This is a genomic window from Streptomyces sp. NPDC051555, assembly GCF_044454405.1.
GTDB lineage: Bacteria > Actinomycetota > Actinomycetes > Streptomycetales > Streptomycetaceae > Streptomyces.
On record NZ_JBITDP010000036.1, the window covers coordinates 27,772 to 43,187 of the forward strand.

A 15,416-nucleotide genomic window follows, 5' to 3' on the forward strand; every position below is an offset into this window, starting at 1 on the left:
CCCACCCTTCCCGGGGGTTCTGGGGGTGGGACGTCGTATGTTCGGGGGGCGGGGGGGGGGGGGGGCGGGGGGGGGGCCCCAGCGCCACCGCCGTGTACGTATGTCCGGACCCGGGTGCGCGCGGGCGGTCGTACGGGCGGCTCGCGGGGGCCCGTACGGTCAGCCCAGTTGGAGCAGCCGTTCCACGCCGCGCGCCGCCTGCGACAGGGCCGGCGCGTACGCCTCCAGCTCCTCGCCCGAGGTCAGGAAGGTGACCGCGCTCAGGCCCAGCCCGCCGACCGGCGCGCCGTCGCGGTCGAAGACCGGGGCGGCCATGCAGCGCACGGAGACCTCGTTCTCCTCGTGGTCCAGCGCGTAGCCGCGGGCCCGCACCGCGACCAGCTCGTCCGCGAGGCGCTCGACCGTGGTGATGGTCCGCCGGGTCATCGGCGCCAGCCCGGTCGTGAGCGCCAGCGCCTCGACCTCCGCGCCGGGCAGGTGGGCCAGGACGGCCTTGCCGATGGCGCTGGCGTGCAGCGGCAGCCGCGTACCGACGCGGGTCGAGGTGCGAAAGGCCCGGTCGCTCTCGGCCTTGCGGACGCAGGTGAGGCCCGTCCCGCCGTCGTAGAGGGCGAGGTGGACCGACTGGCCGGTGCTGCGCTGGAGGAATTCCAGCAGCCGCACGATGCCCTCGGGCCGGTCGGCCCCGACCTGGGCGGCGAGCGTGCGCAGCTGGAGGCCCATGCCGTAGCCGCCCTCGCCGTCGGTGACGGCGTAGCCCTGCTCGACCAGGGAGACCAGGACCCGGTAGGTGCTGGACTTGGGGACGCCGGAGGCGGCGGCCACCGATCCGAGCCGGTGCGGGCCACCGGGGGCGGCCAGCGCCTCCATGATCCGCAGGGTCTTCTCCAGCGCACTGCCGGCCGCCGGGGCGCGGTCGGCCGACCGCGGGGCCGACACCCCGGTCCGTATGGCATTCACCACGAAATCCTCAATAATTGGCAAAATCATCTGTTTCACCCTACGACACGCGCCGCGGGCCCCCGGGCGGGCCGAAGGACCCGAACTGCCGGTCCCTAAGGCGCGAACCGCCCCCGCGGCCCTACGCTGACCTGGTGTTCACCACCGAGGGTCCGAGCGTGCGCGAGCTGGCCGTACAGGCCCTGTCCTCCGTCGAGCGGGGCTACGACCTGCTCGCGCCCACCTTCGACCACACCCCCTTCCGCACCCCCGACCGGATGCTCGACGCCGTCGAGGAGACCCTCGCCCAGCGCGAGGGGTCCTTCGGCGCCGGACTGGACCTGTGCTGCGGGACCGGGGCCGGGACCGGGATGCTGCGGCGACTGTGCCGGGACCGGGTGACCGGGGTCGACCTCAGCGCCGGGATGCTGGAACGGGCCCGCCTCGCCCACCCGGGCGGGGAAGGGCCCGCCGGGCCGGGTGACCGGGGCGGTCCGGGCGACCGGGGCGGTCCGGGCGCGCCCGAGTTCGTACGGGCCGACGTCCTCGCCCTGCCCGCGGACTTCGCGGACTCCTACGACCTGGCCGTCAGCTTCGGCGCCTTCGGGCACTTCCTGCCCGCCGAGCGGCCGGCCCTCTTCGCCGCCGTGCACGGCGCGCTGCGTCCCGGCGGGCTCTTCGCCTTCCCCATCGGGGCGCCCTTCGCACCGGGCTCGGCGGCCTGGTGGGTCACCACCGGCTTCGACGCGGCGATGCGGGTGCGCAACGCGGTGTGGCGGCCGCCCTTCGTCATGTACTACCGGACCTTCCCGCTGGGCGCGGTCCGCGGCGACCTCGCGGCGGCCGGCTTCGCCGTGGAGACGGCGCCCCTGGAACACTTCGGGCGCCGCCCGCGCGACGGCAGGCCGAACTGGCGGCTCGTCCTGGCCCGCAAGGCGGCCTGACGCCCGATGCCCGGCGCCCGATGCCCGGCGCCCGGCGCCCGGCGCCCGATCAGGATCTGGTCCGCAGCTCAGTCTTGAGCACCTTGCCGCTCGCGTTGCGCGGCAGGTCCGCCACGAACTCCACCGACCGCGGCACCTTGTAGTTCGCCATCTCCCGGCGCGACCAGGCGATCAGGTCGTCCGCGGTCAGCGTCGAGCCGGGGCGGCGCACCGCGTACGCCCGGCCGACCTCGCCCAGTCGGGGATCCGGTACGCCGATGACCGCCACGTCCGCGATGTCCGGGTGCAGGCCGATGAGTTGCTCTATCTCGGCGGGGTAGGCGTTGAAGCCGCCCACGATGAACATGTCCTTGATCCGGTCGGTGATCCGCAGGTTGCCCGCCTCGTCCCGCACCCCGACGTCACCGGTCCGCAGCCAGCCCTCGGGGGTGATGGCCCGCGCGGTCTCCCCGGGGTCCTCGAAGTACCCCCGCATGACGTGGTGCCCGCGGACCCAGACCTCGCCCGCCTCCCCCGCGGCCCGCGAGCGGCCCTCCGCGTCGGCGATCATCACCTCGGTCCCGGGGATGGGCCGCCCCGAGGTGGCCGCGATGGTCTCGGCCGGGTCGCCGCGGCGGCACATGGTCACGATGCCGCTGGCCTCGGAGAGCCCGTAGGCCGTCAGGACCGTCGCGATCCGCAGCTCGCCGCGCAGCCGTTCCACCAGCCGCAGCGGGACGACGGCGGCGCCGGTGACCACCAGGCGCAGCGCGGAGAGGTCGTGGTGGTCGCGGGAGGGGTGGTCGAGGAGCGACTGGTGCAGGGTGGGCGGACCGGGCAGGACGGAGATCCGTTCGGCGGCGACGTTGGCGAGGACGGTGTCCACGTTGAAGACGGGTTGCGGCACCATCGTCGCCCCGCGCATCAGGCAGGCGATGATGCCCGCCTTGTAGCCGAAGGTGTGGAAGAACGGGTTCACGATCAGGTAGCGGTCGCCCTCGCGCAGCCCGGCCAGCTCGCTCCACACCTGGTAGCAGCGCAGGGTCTGGGCGTGCGTGATGACGGCGCCCTTGGGGCTGCCGGTGGTACCCGAGGTGAAGATGATGTCGGAGGGGGCGTCGGGGCGCACCGCCTCGGCGCGGGCGCGGACGGTGTCCGCGGTGACGGCGTCGCCGCCCGCCAGGAAGTCCTTCCAGGTGCGGAAGGACTCGGGGGCGTCGTCGGCGAGGACCACGACGTGCTCCAGGTGCGCCAGCCCGGGCAGCGGCCCCCGACCGGGGCCCTCGGCGGCGGCGCGGCGCAGGGAGGCCACGTAGGAGGTGCCGAGGAAGGTGCCGGTGACGAAGAGCATCCGGGCCCGGCTGCGCTGGAGCACGTACGCCGCTTCCGCGCCCTTGAAGCGGGTGTTCAGCGGCACGAGCACCGCTCCCGCCGAGACCGCGCCGAGCGCGGAGACGATCCACTCCAGGGTGTTGGGGGCCCAGACCGCGACCCGGTCGCCCGGCTCCAGACCGGCCGCGATGCAGGCGGCCGCGGCGCGCTCGACCCGCTCGCCGAGCTGCGCGTAGCTGATCCGGACCCGGCCGTCGACGACGGCCTCCCGCGCGCCGAACCGGTCGGCGGCATCGCGGACCAGCCCGGCGATGGTGCCCCAGCGCAGGTCGCCGCGCAGATCCCCGCGCAGATCCCCGGGCAGGTCCCCGGGCAGGTCCCCGGGCAGATCGCCGGGCAGGTCCTCGCCGCCGGAACCGTCCTCATGCCCGCCGTCGCGCAGGTGCTCTTCCGCTTCCTCGCCCATCGCACGCCCCTCACCCGTCGTCGTCGCCCGTGAACCAGTAGCTGACTGTTCGTCAGATTAGCTGTACCGTTCGCGGCTGTCAGTACTGACGCACCCCGGAGGTGGCGATGGCGGCAACGCTCAAGGACGCTACGGCGATAGTCGGCATCGGGCAGACCCCCTTTGCCAAACAACTGCCGCAGACCGAGAAGGAGTTGGCCTGCCGCGCCATTCTGGCGGCACTCGCCGACGCGGGGATAGCCCCCTCCGAGGTCGACGCCTTCTCCTCCTACACGATGGAGGAGACCGACGAGGTCGAGGTCGCCAAGGCCATCGGCGCCGGCGACGTGACCTTCTTCTCCAAGATCGGCTACGGCGGCGGCGGTTCCTGCGCCACCGTCGGCCACCTCGCCGCCGCCGTCGCCACCGGCCAGGCGAGCGTCGGCGTCGCCTGGCGCTCGCGCAAGCGCGGCTCCGGCCCGCGCCCCTGGAAGAACACGGCGGTCCAACTGCCCACCCCGGGCCAGTGGACCCGCCCCTTCGGCCTGCTGCGCCCGGCCGACGAGATCGGCATGCTGGCCCGCCGCTACATGCACGAGTACGGCGCCACCCGCGACCACCTCTTCAACGTGGCCCTGGCCTGCCGCAACCGCGCCAACCAGAACCCGGCCGCGATGATGTACGAACGCCCCATGACCCGCGAGAGCTACATGACCGCGCGGATGATCAGCGAGCCGCTCTGCCTCTTCGACAACTGCCTGGAGACCGACGGGGCGTTGGCCTGTGTGATCGTCTCCGCCGAACGGGCCCGGGACTGCCGCCGGAAGCCCGTCTACGTCCACTCCGTGGCCCAGGGCCTGCCCGCCCAGCACCACGGGATGGTCAACTACTGGAACGACGACCCGCTGACCGGCCCCGCCTGGACGGCCGCCCGACACCTGTGGAAGCAGGCCGACTTCAGCCCCCAGGACGTGGACGTCGCGCAGATCTACGACGCCTTCACCCCCCTCATCCCGCTCTCCCTGGAGGGCTACGGCTTCTGCGGGCGCGGCGAGGGCGCCGCCTACACGGAGGGCGGGGCGCTGGAGATCGGCGGGCGCCTGCCCATCAACACCGGCGGCGGCGGCCTCAGCGAGGCCTACGTCCACGGCTTCAACCTGATCAACGAGGGCGTCAAACAGCTGCGCGGGATCTCCACCGCCCAGGTACCGGACGCCGCGACCTGCCTGGTGACGGCGGGCGAGGGAGTCCCGACGTCCGCGATCCTGCTGAGGAGCTGACCGCCCCATGACCACCACCACCGCGGACGCCGCCGCCTCCCCGGCCCCGGAGCCGACCCCGGACCCGGACCCGGCCGCCGAGGGGCTGCTGCTGCCCGTCCCCGACGAGGACGGCGCGCCCTTCTGGGAGTACGCCGCCCGGGGCGAGCTGCGCGTCCAGGCCTGCGCCGCGCCCGGCTGCGGCGAGCTGCGCTTCCCGCCCCGCCCGTGCTGCCCGCACTGCCAGTCCTTCGAGAGCGAGTGGCGGCTGATGAGCGGCCGGGGGCGGGTGTGGTCCTACGTCCGACCGCATCCGCCGCTGCTGCCCGCCTACGCCGCGCAGGCCCCGTACAACGTGATCCTGGTCGAGCTGGCCGAGGACCCCCGCATCCGGCTCGCCGGGAACCTGGTCACGGCCCCCGACGCCCCGCTGGACTCCCTGGACCCGGCGCGGCTGCGGATCGGGGCGAGGGTGCACGTGGCGTTCACCGTGCAGGACGGGGTGAGCGTGCCGCGCTGGCTGCTGGAGAAGTCGTGAGCGTACGGGTCGAGCGGGACGAGAAGACCGGCGTCGCGGTCGTCACCCTCGACCGGCCGGACCGGCACAATGCGGTCGACCTGGAGACGGCCGCCGAACTGTCGTCCCTGTGGCGGGAGTTCCGCTTCGACGAGGGCGTGCGCGCGGTGGTGGTGACCGGCGCCGGGTCCGCCGCCTTCTGTACGGGCATCGACCGCTCGGTGGAGGTGCCGCAGCCCGCGTCCCCGTACTCCATCGACGACCCGATGATCGCGATCGGACCCAAGGCCAACGACCTGTGGAAACCGGTGGTCGCGGCCGTCAACGGCATGGCCTGCGGCGGCGCCTTCTACCTGCTGGGCGAGGCCGAGTTCATCGTCTCCTCGACCACCGCGACGTACTTCGACCCGCACACCAGCTACGGCATGGTCAGCGCCTACGAGGCGATCTACATGGCGCAGCGGATGCCCTTCGGGGAGGTCGCCCGGATGTCCTTGATGGGCACGGCCGAACGGCTCTCCGCGCAGCGGGCGTACGAGATCGGGCTGGTCTCCGAGCTGGCGGAGCCGGCGGAGCTGCCGGCGGCGGCGCAGCGGGCCGCGCGGACCCTGGCCGGCTTCCCGACCGGGGCCGTGCAGGGGACGGTACGGGCGCTGTGGGCGGCGAAGGAGGCCGCGCGGGCCCAGGCCCTGGCCCAGGCCCCGCACCTGATCGCGCTCGGCAACCTGCCGCCGGAGCGGCAGGCGGAGCTCTTCGGCGCCCGGCGCCCGCGGTCCACGGACTTCCGCGTGCGCTGAGCCCCGCGGGCCCCGTTTACGAAACGGTGCCGATCCGGCAGCTGCGGACCTTCGCCGCGTCGCCGGGGGTGCGCATCGGCACGGTGACGGTCCGGGTCTCGCGCGCCTTGAGCGTGACGGTGGCGGAGCCGTAGTCGTCGCCGCTCACGCCCTCGGCGCTGCTGAGCACCGGGACGGTGACCGTACGGGTCACGTCGACGTCGGAGGTCACCCGGACGGTGGCCGTGGCCGAGGCGGGCCCCGCGCAGCTGACGACGACGGCGTGGGCGGGCGGGCCGGACTTGGTGGGCTTGGGCGTGGGCGACGCCGTGCCGTTCGCACCGGAGCCGCCGCTGCTGCTGGACCCGCCGCTGGTACCGCCGGAGGTGCTGGTGCCGTGGCTGGACTTCGAGCTGGAACACCCGTGCCCGCCGCTGCTCTTGTGCTTCCCGCTCGAAAACCCGGTCAGCGCGCACACCACGGCGACCACGACGACCCCGAACCTCATACGACGTGCCAACACGGCGCGTTCCCTCCCCCGGACGACGGCGCGTCACGCTACCAGGCCCTTACGCGCCCCTTACAGGGGCCGTACGGCGGCGTCCCGGCATGCGGGCGGACCGGCCCCGACGTAGCGTCGGGGATCAGGACCCACCCCACTCCCCGGAGGCCGGGCATTGATCCGCAACGCAATCGGTTCCCTGCTGGGCCTCATCGGAGCGGCGGCGGCCGTGTGGAGCCCCTTCCGCGCCTGGTACGACGGCCGGCACGGCCGCGACTTCCGCCTGACCGACCTCTTCTCCGGCTCGGGCATCGACCCCACGGACAAGTCCGGCGTCATGACGTCGATCCTGCTGGCCTTCCTCGTCGCGGCCCTGCTCACCCTGGCCGCGGTCGTCCTGCGCTCACGCGCCCTGATGGCCCTCGCCGGGGTCGTGGTCATCGGCGTCACCGTGCTGTGGATGGTCCGCCAGGGCCAGGCCGTGGGCAGCCTCTCCGTCGGCGGCGACGGCACGGGCCTCGGCGTGGGCGTGGCGAACGCCTTCGGCGGCGGCGCCCTCCTGATCCTGGCCGCCGCCGTCATGCGCGGCCGCCCCCGCCGCAGGACCCGCCACGCAGACACCCTCGACCCTCTCCACGACCCCCACCCGACGCCCCCACCCACCGAAGCCTGGCCCCCGCCCGCGGACCGCGCCTGATCCGGCCAACCCCCGGGCCTCCTGACAGGTCTGTCGGACCCTCATGGCAGCCTTGTTCGCACAAGCATCTTGCGAACGGGTGCACATACGGGGGGAAGTGGGGGCATGTCAGTCACGGTGCCTGACTGGGCAGACACACTGCTGGATCTGATCGGTGTGGCCTGGCCCAATGTGGATGAGGACGCGTACCGCGACATGGCGGACGCGCTCCGGGAGTTCGCGGAGGATCTGGAGGACGACGGGCAGCTCGCCAACAACCACTTCGAGCGCCTGCTGTCCTCCGGCAAGGGCGAGTCCATCGAGGCCTTGAACGCCCACTGGAACACGGTCAAGGGCAAGCACTTCAAGGACATCGCCGGAGCCGCGCGCACCATCGGCGGAGCAATGGACATGGCCGCCGGGGCCGTGGAGGGCATGAAGCTCGCCGCCCTCGTCCAGCTCGGCTACCTCGCCGCCGAGGCCGGGATCGCGATGTCCCTGATCCCCGTCACCGGCGGCCTCTCCGCCCTGATCGGTGCGGGCGCCATGCGCGCGACCCAGGAGGTCGTCAAGCGACTGATCAAGGAGTGCGTCGAGGAAGCCGTCGGCTACATCGTCTCCGCCTTGACAGAGCCCGCCGTGTCGGCACTGGAGGAGATGGCGGCCGACCTGGTGGTCCAGCTCGGCGCGATGGCCATCGGCCTCCAGGACGGCGTCGACCTCGGCCAGACGAAGAAGGCGGGCCAGGACGGCTTCGACGGCGGCGTCCAGAGCGGCAAGGAGGCGATGCACCTCGCCTCCGCGGGCGGCCCCGGCGCCGGCGGTACGGGCGGCACCGGCCTGGTCGACCTCCAGATCGACCACACCGAACACGACCGCGCCGGCACCCAGCTGAACAACGTCAGCACCAGCATCCACGGCAAGACCACCACCAAGCTCACCAAGGCCAAGTCCCACCACGGCCGCACCCGGGGCCGCGACTCCATAGCCCGCGCCATCGACCCCATCGCCGACAAGGCCATGACGGCCCTCACCAAGGCCACCAAGTCGATGGGCGACCATGTCGGTACGACCCTCCCCAAGGCCGTCAAACAGATCTCCACCGACCACAAGAACAACGACGACGCCATCCGCGACCGCATCAACCGCCAGAAGCTCAAGGACGCCCACGACGGCAAGGGCGGCGCAGGCGGCGGGGGCGGCAAGCCCCCCACCGGCGGAAGCGGCGGCCAGGGCTCGGACGACGGCCCCAGGGGCCGCCGCATGGAACCCCAGCCCCCGTGGCACGGAGAGAGCGCCGGCAAGATGCGCCACCACCGCAGGGACGCCCTCCACGTCGACCACTTGGACGAAGCAGGTCAACACCGGGTCCTGCGCGACGAAGCCCGCCAGCTGGCGGACGACGCCAACAACACCTCCGGCATGCAGCCCACCGGCAAGGACCGGGTGAGACAGGGATGCGCGGGCGCCTTGCTGCACGACGGGGTCGTCACTTCTCACACCAGCTCGCAGAAGAAGGACGGACAGTCGTTCCCGACCACCCACCCAGTCCTCGCCTCCCTGTACCAGGACGTTGCCGACGCGCACGACCGAGGCGAGCTGGAGAAGGGGCGGGGGCACGGGAAGTGCGCCGAGGTATCCCTGGTGTCGGACCGACTCCATGCCATGGAAGCCTCAGGAAACAGGATAAACACGCCTGACGAAGCCGCACGAGCCCTGAGTGGCAGTGTCATGCACACTGTCACAACAGGTGATCAACCGGATCGGAACGGCGATACGGTTCCGCACGGGAGTTACATTCCACCCTGCAGGAGTTGTCAGCCAGTGATGCAGAGACTCGGTATCTCCATCCTCCAGTAGTCGACGAAGCAGAGAGTACGGAACATGAGACCGCCCGCAACGCCGGACGAGGTGGAGGCTTGGCTCCGCCGCCACGGCTGGACCCCTGACACGCGGCGCACAGCTGAGGCCGACCGGCTCATCGACGCCCGGGTCAGGGATTCCGCCGGGCAGGGATTCCCGCTGCAGCCCTGGGACGCTGTACGGTCGTTCGTCAGCCGCTACACCGGGGTGGAATTCCCTGCGCCCCTGGCTCCCGAGCGGGCCTTCGTCGCGGATCCGACCCTGGGTTACCAAGGTGACGCCGAAGACATCACCGAGCTGGCGGCCGAGGTGGGACGCCGGCTCTTCCCCGTCGGATACGAATTCGGCGAGGCGGGGATCGTCCTCATGGACGATCTGGGGCGGTTCTTCTACCTCCACCACACCGGGCCGTATTTCCTCGGCCAGGACGAAGCCCAAGCCCTCTCCAGCCTGATGCGGGGCGACCAGGACGAAGTGGACGACTACTGTGTCTGACGCGATCCCCGGCGTGGCCGCCTCTCTGCTCGTGCAGGGGGCCGTGGTCAGCCACACCAACCTCAGCGGTGACGGCGAACCGCACCTGCACCCCGCCGTGCAGGCGTTCTTCGATGAGCTCCCGGTCGCACAGCGCGAGCCGTTCATCGGCTACTGCGCCGAATCCGCCCTCGTCTCCGACCAGTTGTACGGCCTCGACGCACAGCGCGGCGACGAGCGGACCACCACCCTCGACGAGGCGCTCGCGCACTTCGCCGGCGCCGCGATCGTCGCCCGGAAGATCCGCCCGCACGGCGACCCCGAGCACGGCACCGAGGCCGAGGTCTGCCGCTCCTGTTCCGCACTGCTCGACCGTCTCGGCATCGACGTCATCCATGACCGGTGACACCGCTCCCGCTCCCGCGCCCCTGACCGCCGCCGGCTGGCGACCCGGCCGGGATGCCCGTGAGGCCGCCCTGCTGGCCGTGCTCACCACCGCGCCGCTCGGACCCTGGGAGCTGTTCCCGGCGGCCGAGAGCGCGCTGCGCGAGTTCCACGGGCTGCGGATCGCGGCCACCGGCCCGGGCCGGGACGTCGCGCCCACCGGATGCGTCGTCGACCCGGCGCAGGCCCGACACGCGGCACGGCCCTTCCGCCGGATCTCCGAGGAACTCGATGTCCGGCTGTTCCCCTTCGGGCGCACCGACGCCGACGGCCTCCTCGGCGTCGATGAGCTCGGCCGGCTGTTCTGCGTGGATCACGGCGGCGCATGGCTGATCGGCGACACCGTGCGCGACGGGCTCACCGCCCTGGCCGAGGGGCACGCGCCCGTACGACTGACCGGCCGGCGCCGCGAGTGGCCCCTCGACGGCCACGCCTACGGCGAGGCCACGGATCCGGTCCGCATCGGCACGCGGGCCGCTCTGGTCGCCGTGTACGTCCTGCACGCGCACGGCGCCTTCACCGCGCGCGAGGTCCGGCTGCGCGCCACCACCCTGCGCGGGGTCGGTGTACTCGCGCTCGACCGGGCGTTCCCCCTGCACCCGGGTCCGCTCCAGGACAGCGCCGCACCGCTGGCCGCGGCCATGGTGGCCGCCGTGGAAGCCGCGGGCGTCCGCCCGCTGGGGGCCGAGCTGACGTTCTCCGTACCGGCCGAAGCCGCCCCCGGGCAGCTGGAGTGCGCCGTCATCGTGGGTACGGCGGGGACCCCGGCGCCCCGCCTGGTCCTGGCGGCGGGCCCCGGCTCGGCCATCGGCCGCCCCGCGGAGGTCTTCGCGGCGTGCGCCGCCGCCTTCGACCGTCAGATCCGCCCGTAGCCCGATACGGCGGCGGCCCCGCCCCCTGGTGGGGGCGGGGCCGGCGTGCCTGGGGGCTGGGAGCTCCCGGGGGACTGACTACTTCTCGACGACGCCGGAAGCGGCGATCTCGATCTTGGCGCGGGTGGCGCCGGACTGGGAGCCCAGGGCCTCGATCTTCTGGACCAGGTCCGAACCCTCGACGACCTCGCCGAAGACGACGTGCTTGCCGTCGAGCCACGGGGTGAGGACCGTCGTGATGAAGAACTGCGAGCCGTTGGTGTTGCGGCCGGCGTTCGCCATCGACAGCAGGAACGGGCGGTCGTGCTTCAGCTTGAAGTTCTCGTCCTCGAACTTCTCGCCGTAGATGCTCTTGCCACCGGTGCCGTTGTGGTTGGTGAAGTCACCGCCCTGCAGCATGAACTGCGGGATGACGCGGTGGAAGCCCGAGCCCGCGTAGCCGTAGCCGTGCACGCCCGTGGCCAGCTCGCGGAAGTTCGTGGCGGTCTTCGGGACGACCTCGTCGAAGAGGTTGAAGACGATGCGGCCAGCGGACTCGCCGTTGATGTTGATGTCGAAGTAAACGTTGCTCATGGGGTCCATCCTGTCACTCCCGGTGCCGTGCGCGCCCCGGCGGGGCCGCAGTGCCTCACCCGTGCAGGTCAGGCGCCCGTGCGCGTGCCCGTCCCCTTCGCCGCGTCCAGGGCGTACACGCAGCGGTCCTTGCTGCACGCGTACACCACCCCCGCCTCCGCCACCGGCGAGCCGGTGATCTCGCCGCCGGTGGCCAGTTTCCAGCGGAGCTGGCCGCCCGCCGCGTCCAGCGTGTACAGGCAGTGGTCCGCGGAGCCGAAGTGCACCCGACCGTCGGCGACCGCCGGGGACCCGGTGATCTCGCCGCCCGCGGCGAAGCGCCACTTCGGGGTGCCGGTGACCGCGTCCAGGGTGTAGAGCGCACTGCCCGCGCCCAGGTGGACGTTGCCGTGCGCGACGATCACCGGGTCCGGGGACTGGCGGGGCTCGGTGGAGATCCGCCAGCGGTCCGCGCCGGTGGTGGCGTCGAGCGCGTACACCGTGCCCAGGTAGTCCACCAGGTACACGCCGCCGCCCGTCACCGCCGGGCCCGGCGCGAAGGCGGGCGGGGCCATGAAGACGGCGGGGGCCTCGAAGTGCCAGCGGACCCGGCCCGAGACCCGGTCCACCGACAGCACCCGCGAGCCGGCCGCGACGTAGACGTTGCCGTCGGCGGCCGGAGCGACCCGGACGGGGACGTTCCCGCAGGACGCCGCGTCACCGACCGGGTACGACCAGGATTCGCGGCCGGTACGGGCGTCCAGGGCGCGCAGCCGGGCGTCCTGCCAGACGTACACCGTGCCGTCGTGCAGCGTCGGAGCGCCCTCCGGGGTCTCGAAGTCGCTCTGGGCCCCGGTCAGCTCCCACAGCTTCTGACCGTTGGCGGCCTCCCAGGCCTGTACGCCGCCCCCGCGCGTCGCGGTGACCACCGTGCCCCGGTCGGCGCGCAGCGCGTACACCCAGGCGTCGGTGGACAGGCGCCAGCGTTCGGAGCCGTCGACGGAGTCCAGCGCGTAGAGCGAGGGGCCGTCCGAGGCGTGGATGCGACCGTCGGAGACGGCCATGGACCACGCGACGTCCCGGGTCTTGAACTGGCGGCGACCGCTGGCCACGTCCAGGGCGTGCACCTCGAAGGAGGAGACGTACAGCAGCTCGCCCGCGACGGTCGGGGTGCCCCAGACCTCGTTGGACATGCGGAAGCGCCACGGCCGCCAGCGGCCGCTGTCCGGCGCCGGGCCGGGGCGCGGCACCCCGGCGGTGTCCGGGAGCGCGCCCGGGGAGACCCGCGACGGCGGGACGGACCCGCCGGACGGGCTCGCGGAGCCGCCGGGCGGGCGGACCCACCCCGTCGCCGAGTCGGCGCCGCTGGGGGCGGCCGACAGCGCGGCCACGGCCACCCGCGGCCCGGGACCGATCGGCACGGGGGAGGCGCCGAGCCGCACCGGCTCGCCCGGCAGCGGAGCCATCGGCGGGTGCTCCGGACGCGGCGGCGGGGCCTGCCCGGTGCGCGGGTCGGCCCAGGGGTCGGAGCCGCGCGGCGGCGTGGTCCGGCGCTGGTGGGTACCGGCGCCGCGGCCCGCGGAATCGCGCCCGCCCGCGCCGGGACCCGCTCCAGGACCCGGGCCGCCGGCCGCGCCGCCGCGCGCCGCCGCACCGGATCCGGGCGTACGGTGGCCCACCGCGCGCCGGGTCTCGATCATCGCGACGGCCCGCGGGGGCAACCAGGCCGAGGCCGTACCGCTGTCGTCGCCGACCTCGCCCGCGGCGAAGAGGTGCGGGGCGAGCTGGGCCTGGAGGTCGGCCGGGGTCGGCCGGTTCAGCGCGTCCATCTGCATGCACGAGTCGATCAGCGGCCGCAGCTCGTCCGGCAGCCCGTCGAGGTTCGGTCCCTCGCGCAGCAGCATGAAGACCGTCTCGACCGGATTGGCCCCGTGGTAGGGCGGGTGTCCGGTGGCGGCGAAGACCAGGGTGGACCCGAGCGAGAAGACGTCGCTGGCGCCCTTGACGCTCCGCGAGTCCTTGGCCTGCTCGGGCGACATGTAGGCGGGCGTGCCGACGGCGACGTTCGTCATGGTCAGACGGGTGTTGGAGACCCCGCTGGCGATGCCGAAGTCGATCACGCGCGGCCCGTCCTCGACGACCAGCACGTTGGACGGCTTCAGGTCGCGGTGGACCAGGCCGGCCCCGTGGATGGACTGGAGCGCCTCGGCGATCCCGGCGGCCAGCCACCGGACGGCCTGGGCGGGCATCGGCCCGCACTCGTTGACGATCTCCTCCAGGGAGGGCGCCGGCACGTAGGCGGTGGCCAGCCACGGCACGGCGGCGCGCGGGTCCGCGTCGACCACGGCGGCGGTGTAGAAGCCGGATACGGCGCGCGCGGCCTCGACCTCGCGCGTGAAGCGCACCCGGAAGAGCTGGTCCTCGGCGAGCTCGGTGCGCACGGTCTTGATCGCGACCCGTCGTCCGGACGCCGACCGTGCGAGATAGACCAGCCCCATGCCGCCGGCGCCGAGCCGTCCCAGCACCTCGAAGGGGCCGATCCGTCTCGGGTCGTGCTGCGTCAGCTGTTCCACCACTCGCCTCACACCTCCCCGTACGGACCTCCGACGGCCCGTTTCCGCCGGCGTCCCCGCCGGCCCCGTGCAGCGTCTCACTCCCCGGGCACCCGCCCGGGGGTCGCGCATGCCGATTCTGTCAGGCCCGCGCCGGGTCCGGGCCCTGGCTCCGCCGAGGCTCCGCCGCCGGCTACGTCACACTTCGCGCCCGGGCCCGCCGCCGGGCCCGCCCCCGGCCCCCCGGGTCACGCCTGAACGTCGGGTTCCGCCAAGAGGGCGAAGACGGCGCCCTGGTTGTCGGCGACGACCGCGATCCGGCCGTAGGGCGTGTCGAAGGGGTCGGCCGTGATCCGGCCCCCCAGGCGGCGTACGGTCGCGGCCGCCGCGTCGCAGTCCCGGACGGCGAAGTACACCAGGAAGTGTGCCGGCATGGCCTCGGGGAAGGCGTCGGTGATCAGGCTGCGCCCGACGACGGCGGTGGCCGGCCCGGGGACGCTGCCGGGCGGGGACCAGGTGCGGTAGTCGGTGCCCGCGTCGTCCTGGTCCTCGGCGACGTAGCCGAAGACGTTGGTGTAGAAGACGTCCACGGCGTCGCGGGCCCGGGTGTACAGCTCGGTCCAGCAGTACGAGTTCGGCTGCTGCTGGACCTCGAAGCCGTCGTGGGTGCCGGGCTGCCAGAGCCCGAAGACCGCGCCGCCCGGGTCGGCCGCCATCGCGGCAGTGCCGTACGGGCCCACGGCCACCGGGTCGGTCACCAGCTGCCCGCCCGCCGCGCGGATCCGGGAGGCGGCGGCGTAGGCGTCGGAGGTGTGCAGGTAGACGCCCCAGACGGTGGGCATCCGGCCGTCGGGCTTGGGCGCGAGGGCGGCGACGTTGCGGCCCTGGTGGTAGGCCTGCGTGTAGTGCCCGTAGGCGGCGCCCGCGCTGTCCCCGAAGGTCCAGCCGAAGAGTTCGCCGTAGAAGCGCTTGCCCGCCTCGACGTCCGGAAGGGAGGCGTCCACCCAGCAGGGCGTGCCCTCCGAGAATGCGGCCATGGACCCTCTTCCTTCCGATTTCATGCGGTGCCATACGGTGTCATGCGGTCTCGCACCACATGCGCCAGTCTGCCCCCCAGGCCATGATCCCCCCGACAACTTGTCCACAGCCTGTTGATAAGACTATTCGGGGGACGGCGCGGGGCGGGCGCGAGGGCGGACCCCTGGGCGGGCGCCCCGGGTCGACGCGAAGGCTGCTACGGGGGCACGGGCGGGGCGCGGCCGGATTCCGCCCCCTGGGCGCAGTACGCGC

At 73.4% G+C, this 15,416-nt stretch carries 14 protein-coding genes and 1 pseudogene; 9 read left to right on the forward strand and 6 right to left on the reverse strand.

Annotation, left to right across the window (positions count from 1 at the left end):
• Window positions 1–159: 159 nt before the first annotated feature.
• On the reverse strand, window positions 160–960 hold the full coding sequence (locus tag ACIBEA_RS40060; protein WP_399268621.1) for an IclR family transcriptional regulator: 801 nt from the start codon (window positions 958–960) through the stop codon (window positions 160–162).
• 134 nt (window positions 961–1,094) lie between these two features.
• On the opposite strand from ACIBEA_RS40060, the gene ACIBEA_RS40065 reads away from it, so the two are divergent.
• Entirely contained in the window at window positions 1,095–1,883 is a 789-nt protein-coding gene (locus ACIBEA_RS40065) for a class I SAM-dependent methyltransferase (RefSeq protein ID WP_399268623.1), read from the forward strand.
• Window positions 1,884–1,932: 49 nt separating this feature from the next.
• Here the strand turns inward: ACIBEA_RS40065 and ACIBEA_RS40070 are convergent, their stop codons facing one another.
• Window positions 1,933–3,534 carry a FadD3 family acyl-CoA ligase gene (locus ACIBEA_RS40070; RefSeq protein WP_399268688.1) on the reverse strand — a complete coding sequence of 534 codons (1,602 nt, stop codon included), beginning with the start codon at window positions 3,532–3,534 and terminating at the stop codon, window positions 1,933–1,935.
• Between the two features lie 233 nt (window positions 3,535–3,767).
• Here ACIBEA_RS40070 and ACIBEA_RS40075 point away from each other — a divergent pair, with 233 nt between their 5' ends.
• From ACIBEA_RS40075 to ACIBEA_RS40085, 3 genes are all read left to right on the forward strand, one after another.
• Window positions 3,768–4,919 (forward strand): lipid-transfer protein, encoded by a 1,152-nt coding sequence (locus tag ACIBEA_RS40075; protein WP_399268625.1) that lies wholly within the window; start codon window positions 3,768–3,770, stop codon window positions 4,917–4,919.
• Between the two features lie 85 nt (window positions 4,920–5,004).
• Window positions 5,005–5,436, forward strand: a complete 432-nt coding sequence (locus ACIBEA_RS40080) for a Zn-ribbon domain-containing OB-fold protein (RefSeq protein WP_399268690.1) — start codon at window positions 5,005–5,007, stop codon at window positions 5,434–5,436.
• Complete coding sequence (locus ACIBEA_RS40085) at window positions 5,433–6,212, forward strand: enoyl-CoA hydratase/isomerase family protein (RefSeq protein ID WP_399268627.1); 780 nt, start codon at window positions 5,433–5,435, stop codon at window positions 6,210–6,212. The genes ACIBEA_RS40080 and ACIBEA_RS40085 overlap by 4 nt, the downstream gene beginning before the upstream one ends.
• Window positions 6,213–6,228: 16 nt before the next feature.
• Here ACIBEA_RS40085 and ACIBEA_RS40090 read toward each other — a convergent pair whose 3' ends face one another.
• Window positions 6,229–6,714 (reverse strand): hypothetical protein, encoded by a 486-nt coding sequence (locus ACIBEA_RS40090; RefSeq protein ID WP_399268629.1) that lies wholly within the window; start codon window positions 6,712–6,714, stop codon window positions 6,229–6,231.
• Window positions 6,715–6,868: 154 nt separating this feature from the next.
• Here ACIBEA_RS40090 and ACIBEA_RS40095 point away from each other — a divergent pair, with 154 nt between their 5' ends.
• The 5 genes and pseudogenes from ACIBEA_RS40095 to ACIBEA_RS40115 all read left to right on the forward strand — a co-directional run bounded on the left by ACIBEA_RS40095 (window position 6,869) and on the right by ACIBEA_RS40115 (window position 11,022).
• Window positions 6,869–7,390 carry a hypothetical protein gene (locus ACIBEA_RS40095; RefSeq protein WP_399268632.1) on the forward strand — a complete coding sequence of 174 codons (522 nt, stop codon included), beginning with the start codon at window positions 6,869–6,871 and terminating at the stop codon, window positions 7,388–7,390.
• Window positions 7,391–7,495: 105 nt separating this feature from the next.
• A pseudogene (locus ACIBEA_RS40100) lies at window positions 7,496–9,199 on the forward strand (YwqJ-related putative deaminase); the annotation flags it as partial.
• 54 nt (window positions 9,200–9,253) lie between these two features.
• Complete coding sequence (locus ACIBEA_RS40105) at window positions 9,254–9,727, forward strand: SUKH-3 domain-containing protein (protein ID WP_399268634.1); 474 nt, start codon at window positions 9,254–9,256, stop codon at window positions 9,725–9,727.
• Window positions 9,720–10,112 (forward strand): YwqJ-related putative deaminase, encoded by a 393-nt coding sequence (locus ACIBEA_RS40110; protein ID WP_399268637.1) that lies wholly within the window; start codon window positions 9,720–9,722, stop codon window positions 10,110–10,112. Before ACIBEA_RS40105 ends, ACIBEA_RS40110 begins: the two co-directional genes overlap by 8 nt.
• Window positions 10,102–11,022 carry an SUKH-3 domain-containing protein gene (locus tag ACIBEA_RS40115; RefSeq protein WP_399268639.1) on the forward strand — a complete coding sequence of 307 codons (921 nt, stop codon included), beginning with the start codon at window positions 10,102–10,104 and terminating at the stop codon, window positions 11,020–11,022. The genes ACIBEA_RS40110 and ACIBEA_RS40115 overlap by 11 nt, the downstream gene beginning before the upstream one ends.
• A gap of 78 nt (window positions 11,023–11,100) precedes the next feature.
• Here ACIBEA_RS40115 and ACIBEA_RS40120 read toward each other — a convergent pair whose 3' ends face one another.
• The 3 genes from ACIBEA_RS40120 to ACIBEA_RS40130 all read right to left on the reverse strand — a co-directional run bounded on the left by ACIBEA_RS40120 (window position 11,101) and on the right by ACIBEA_RS40130 (window position 15,163).
• Entirely contained in the window at window positions 11,101–11,595 is a 495-nt protein-coding gene (locus ACIBEA_RS40120) for a peptidylprolyl isomerase (RefSeq protein ID WP_399268642.1), read from the reverse strand.
• Between the two features lie 68 nt (window positions 11,596–11,663).
• On the reverse strand, window positions 11,664–14,150 hold the full coding sequence (locus ACIBEA_RS40125; protein WP_399268644.1) for a PQQ-binding-like beta-propeller repeat protein: 2,487 nt from the start codon (window positions 14,148–14,150) through the stop codon (window positions 11,664–11,666).
• Window positions 14,151–14,374: 224 nt separating this feature from the next.
• Window positions 14,375–15,163 (reverse strand): VOC family protein, encoded by a 789-nt coding sequence (locus tag ACIBEA_RS40130; RefSeq protein WP_399268646.1) that lies wholly within the window; start codon window positions 15,161–15,163, stop codon window positions 14,375–14,377.
• Window positions 15,164–15,416 lie beyond the last annotated feature (253 nt).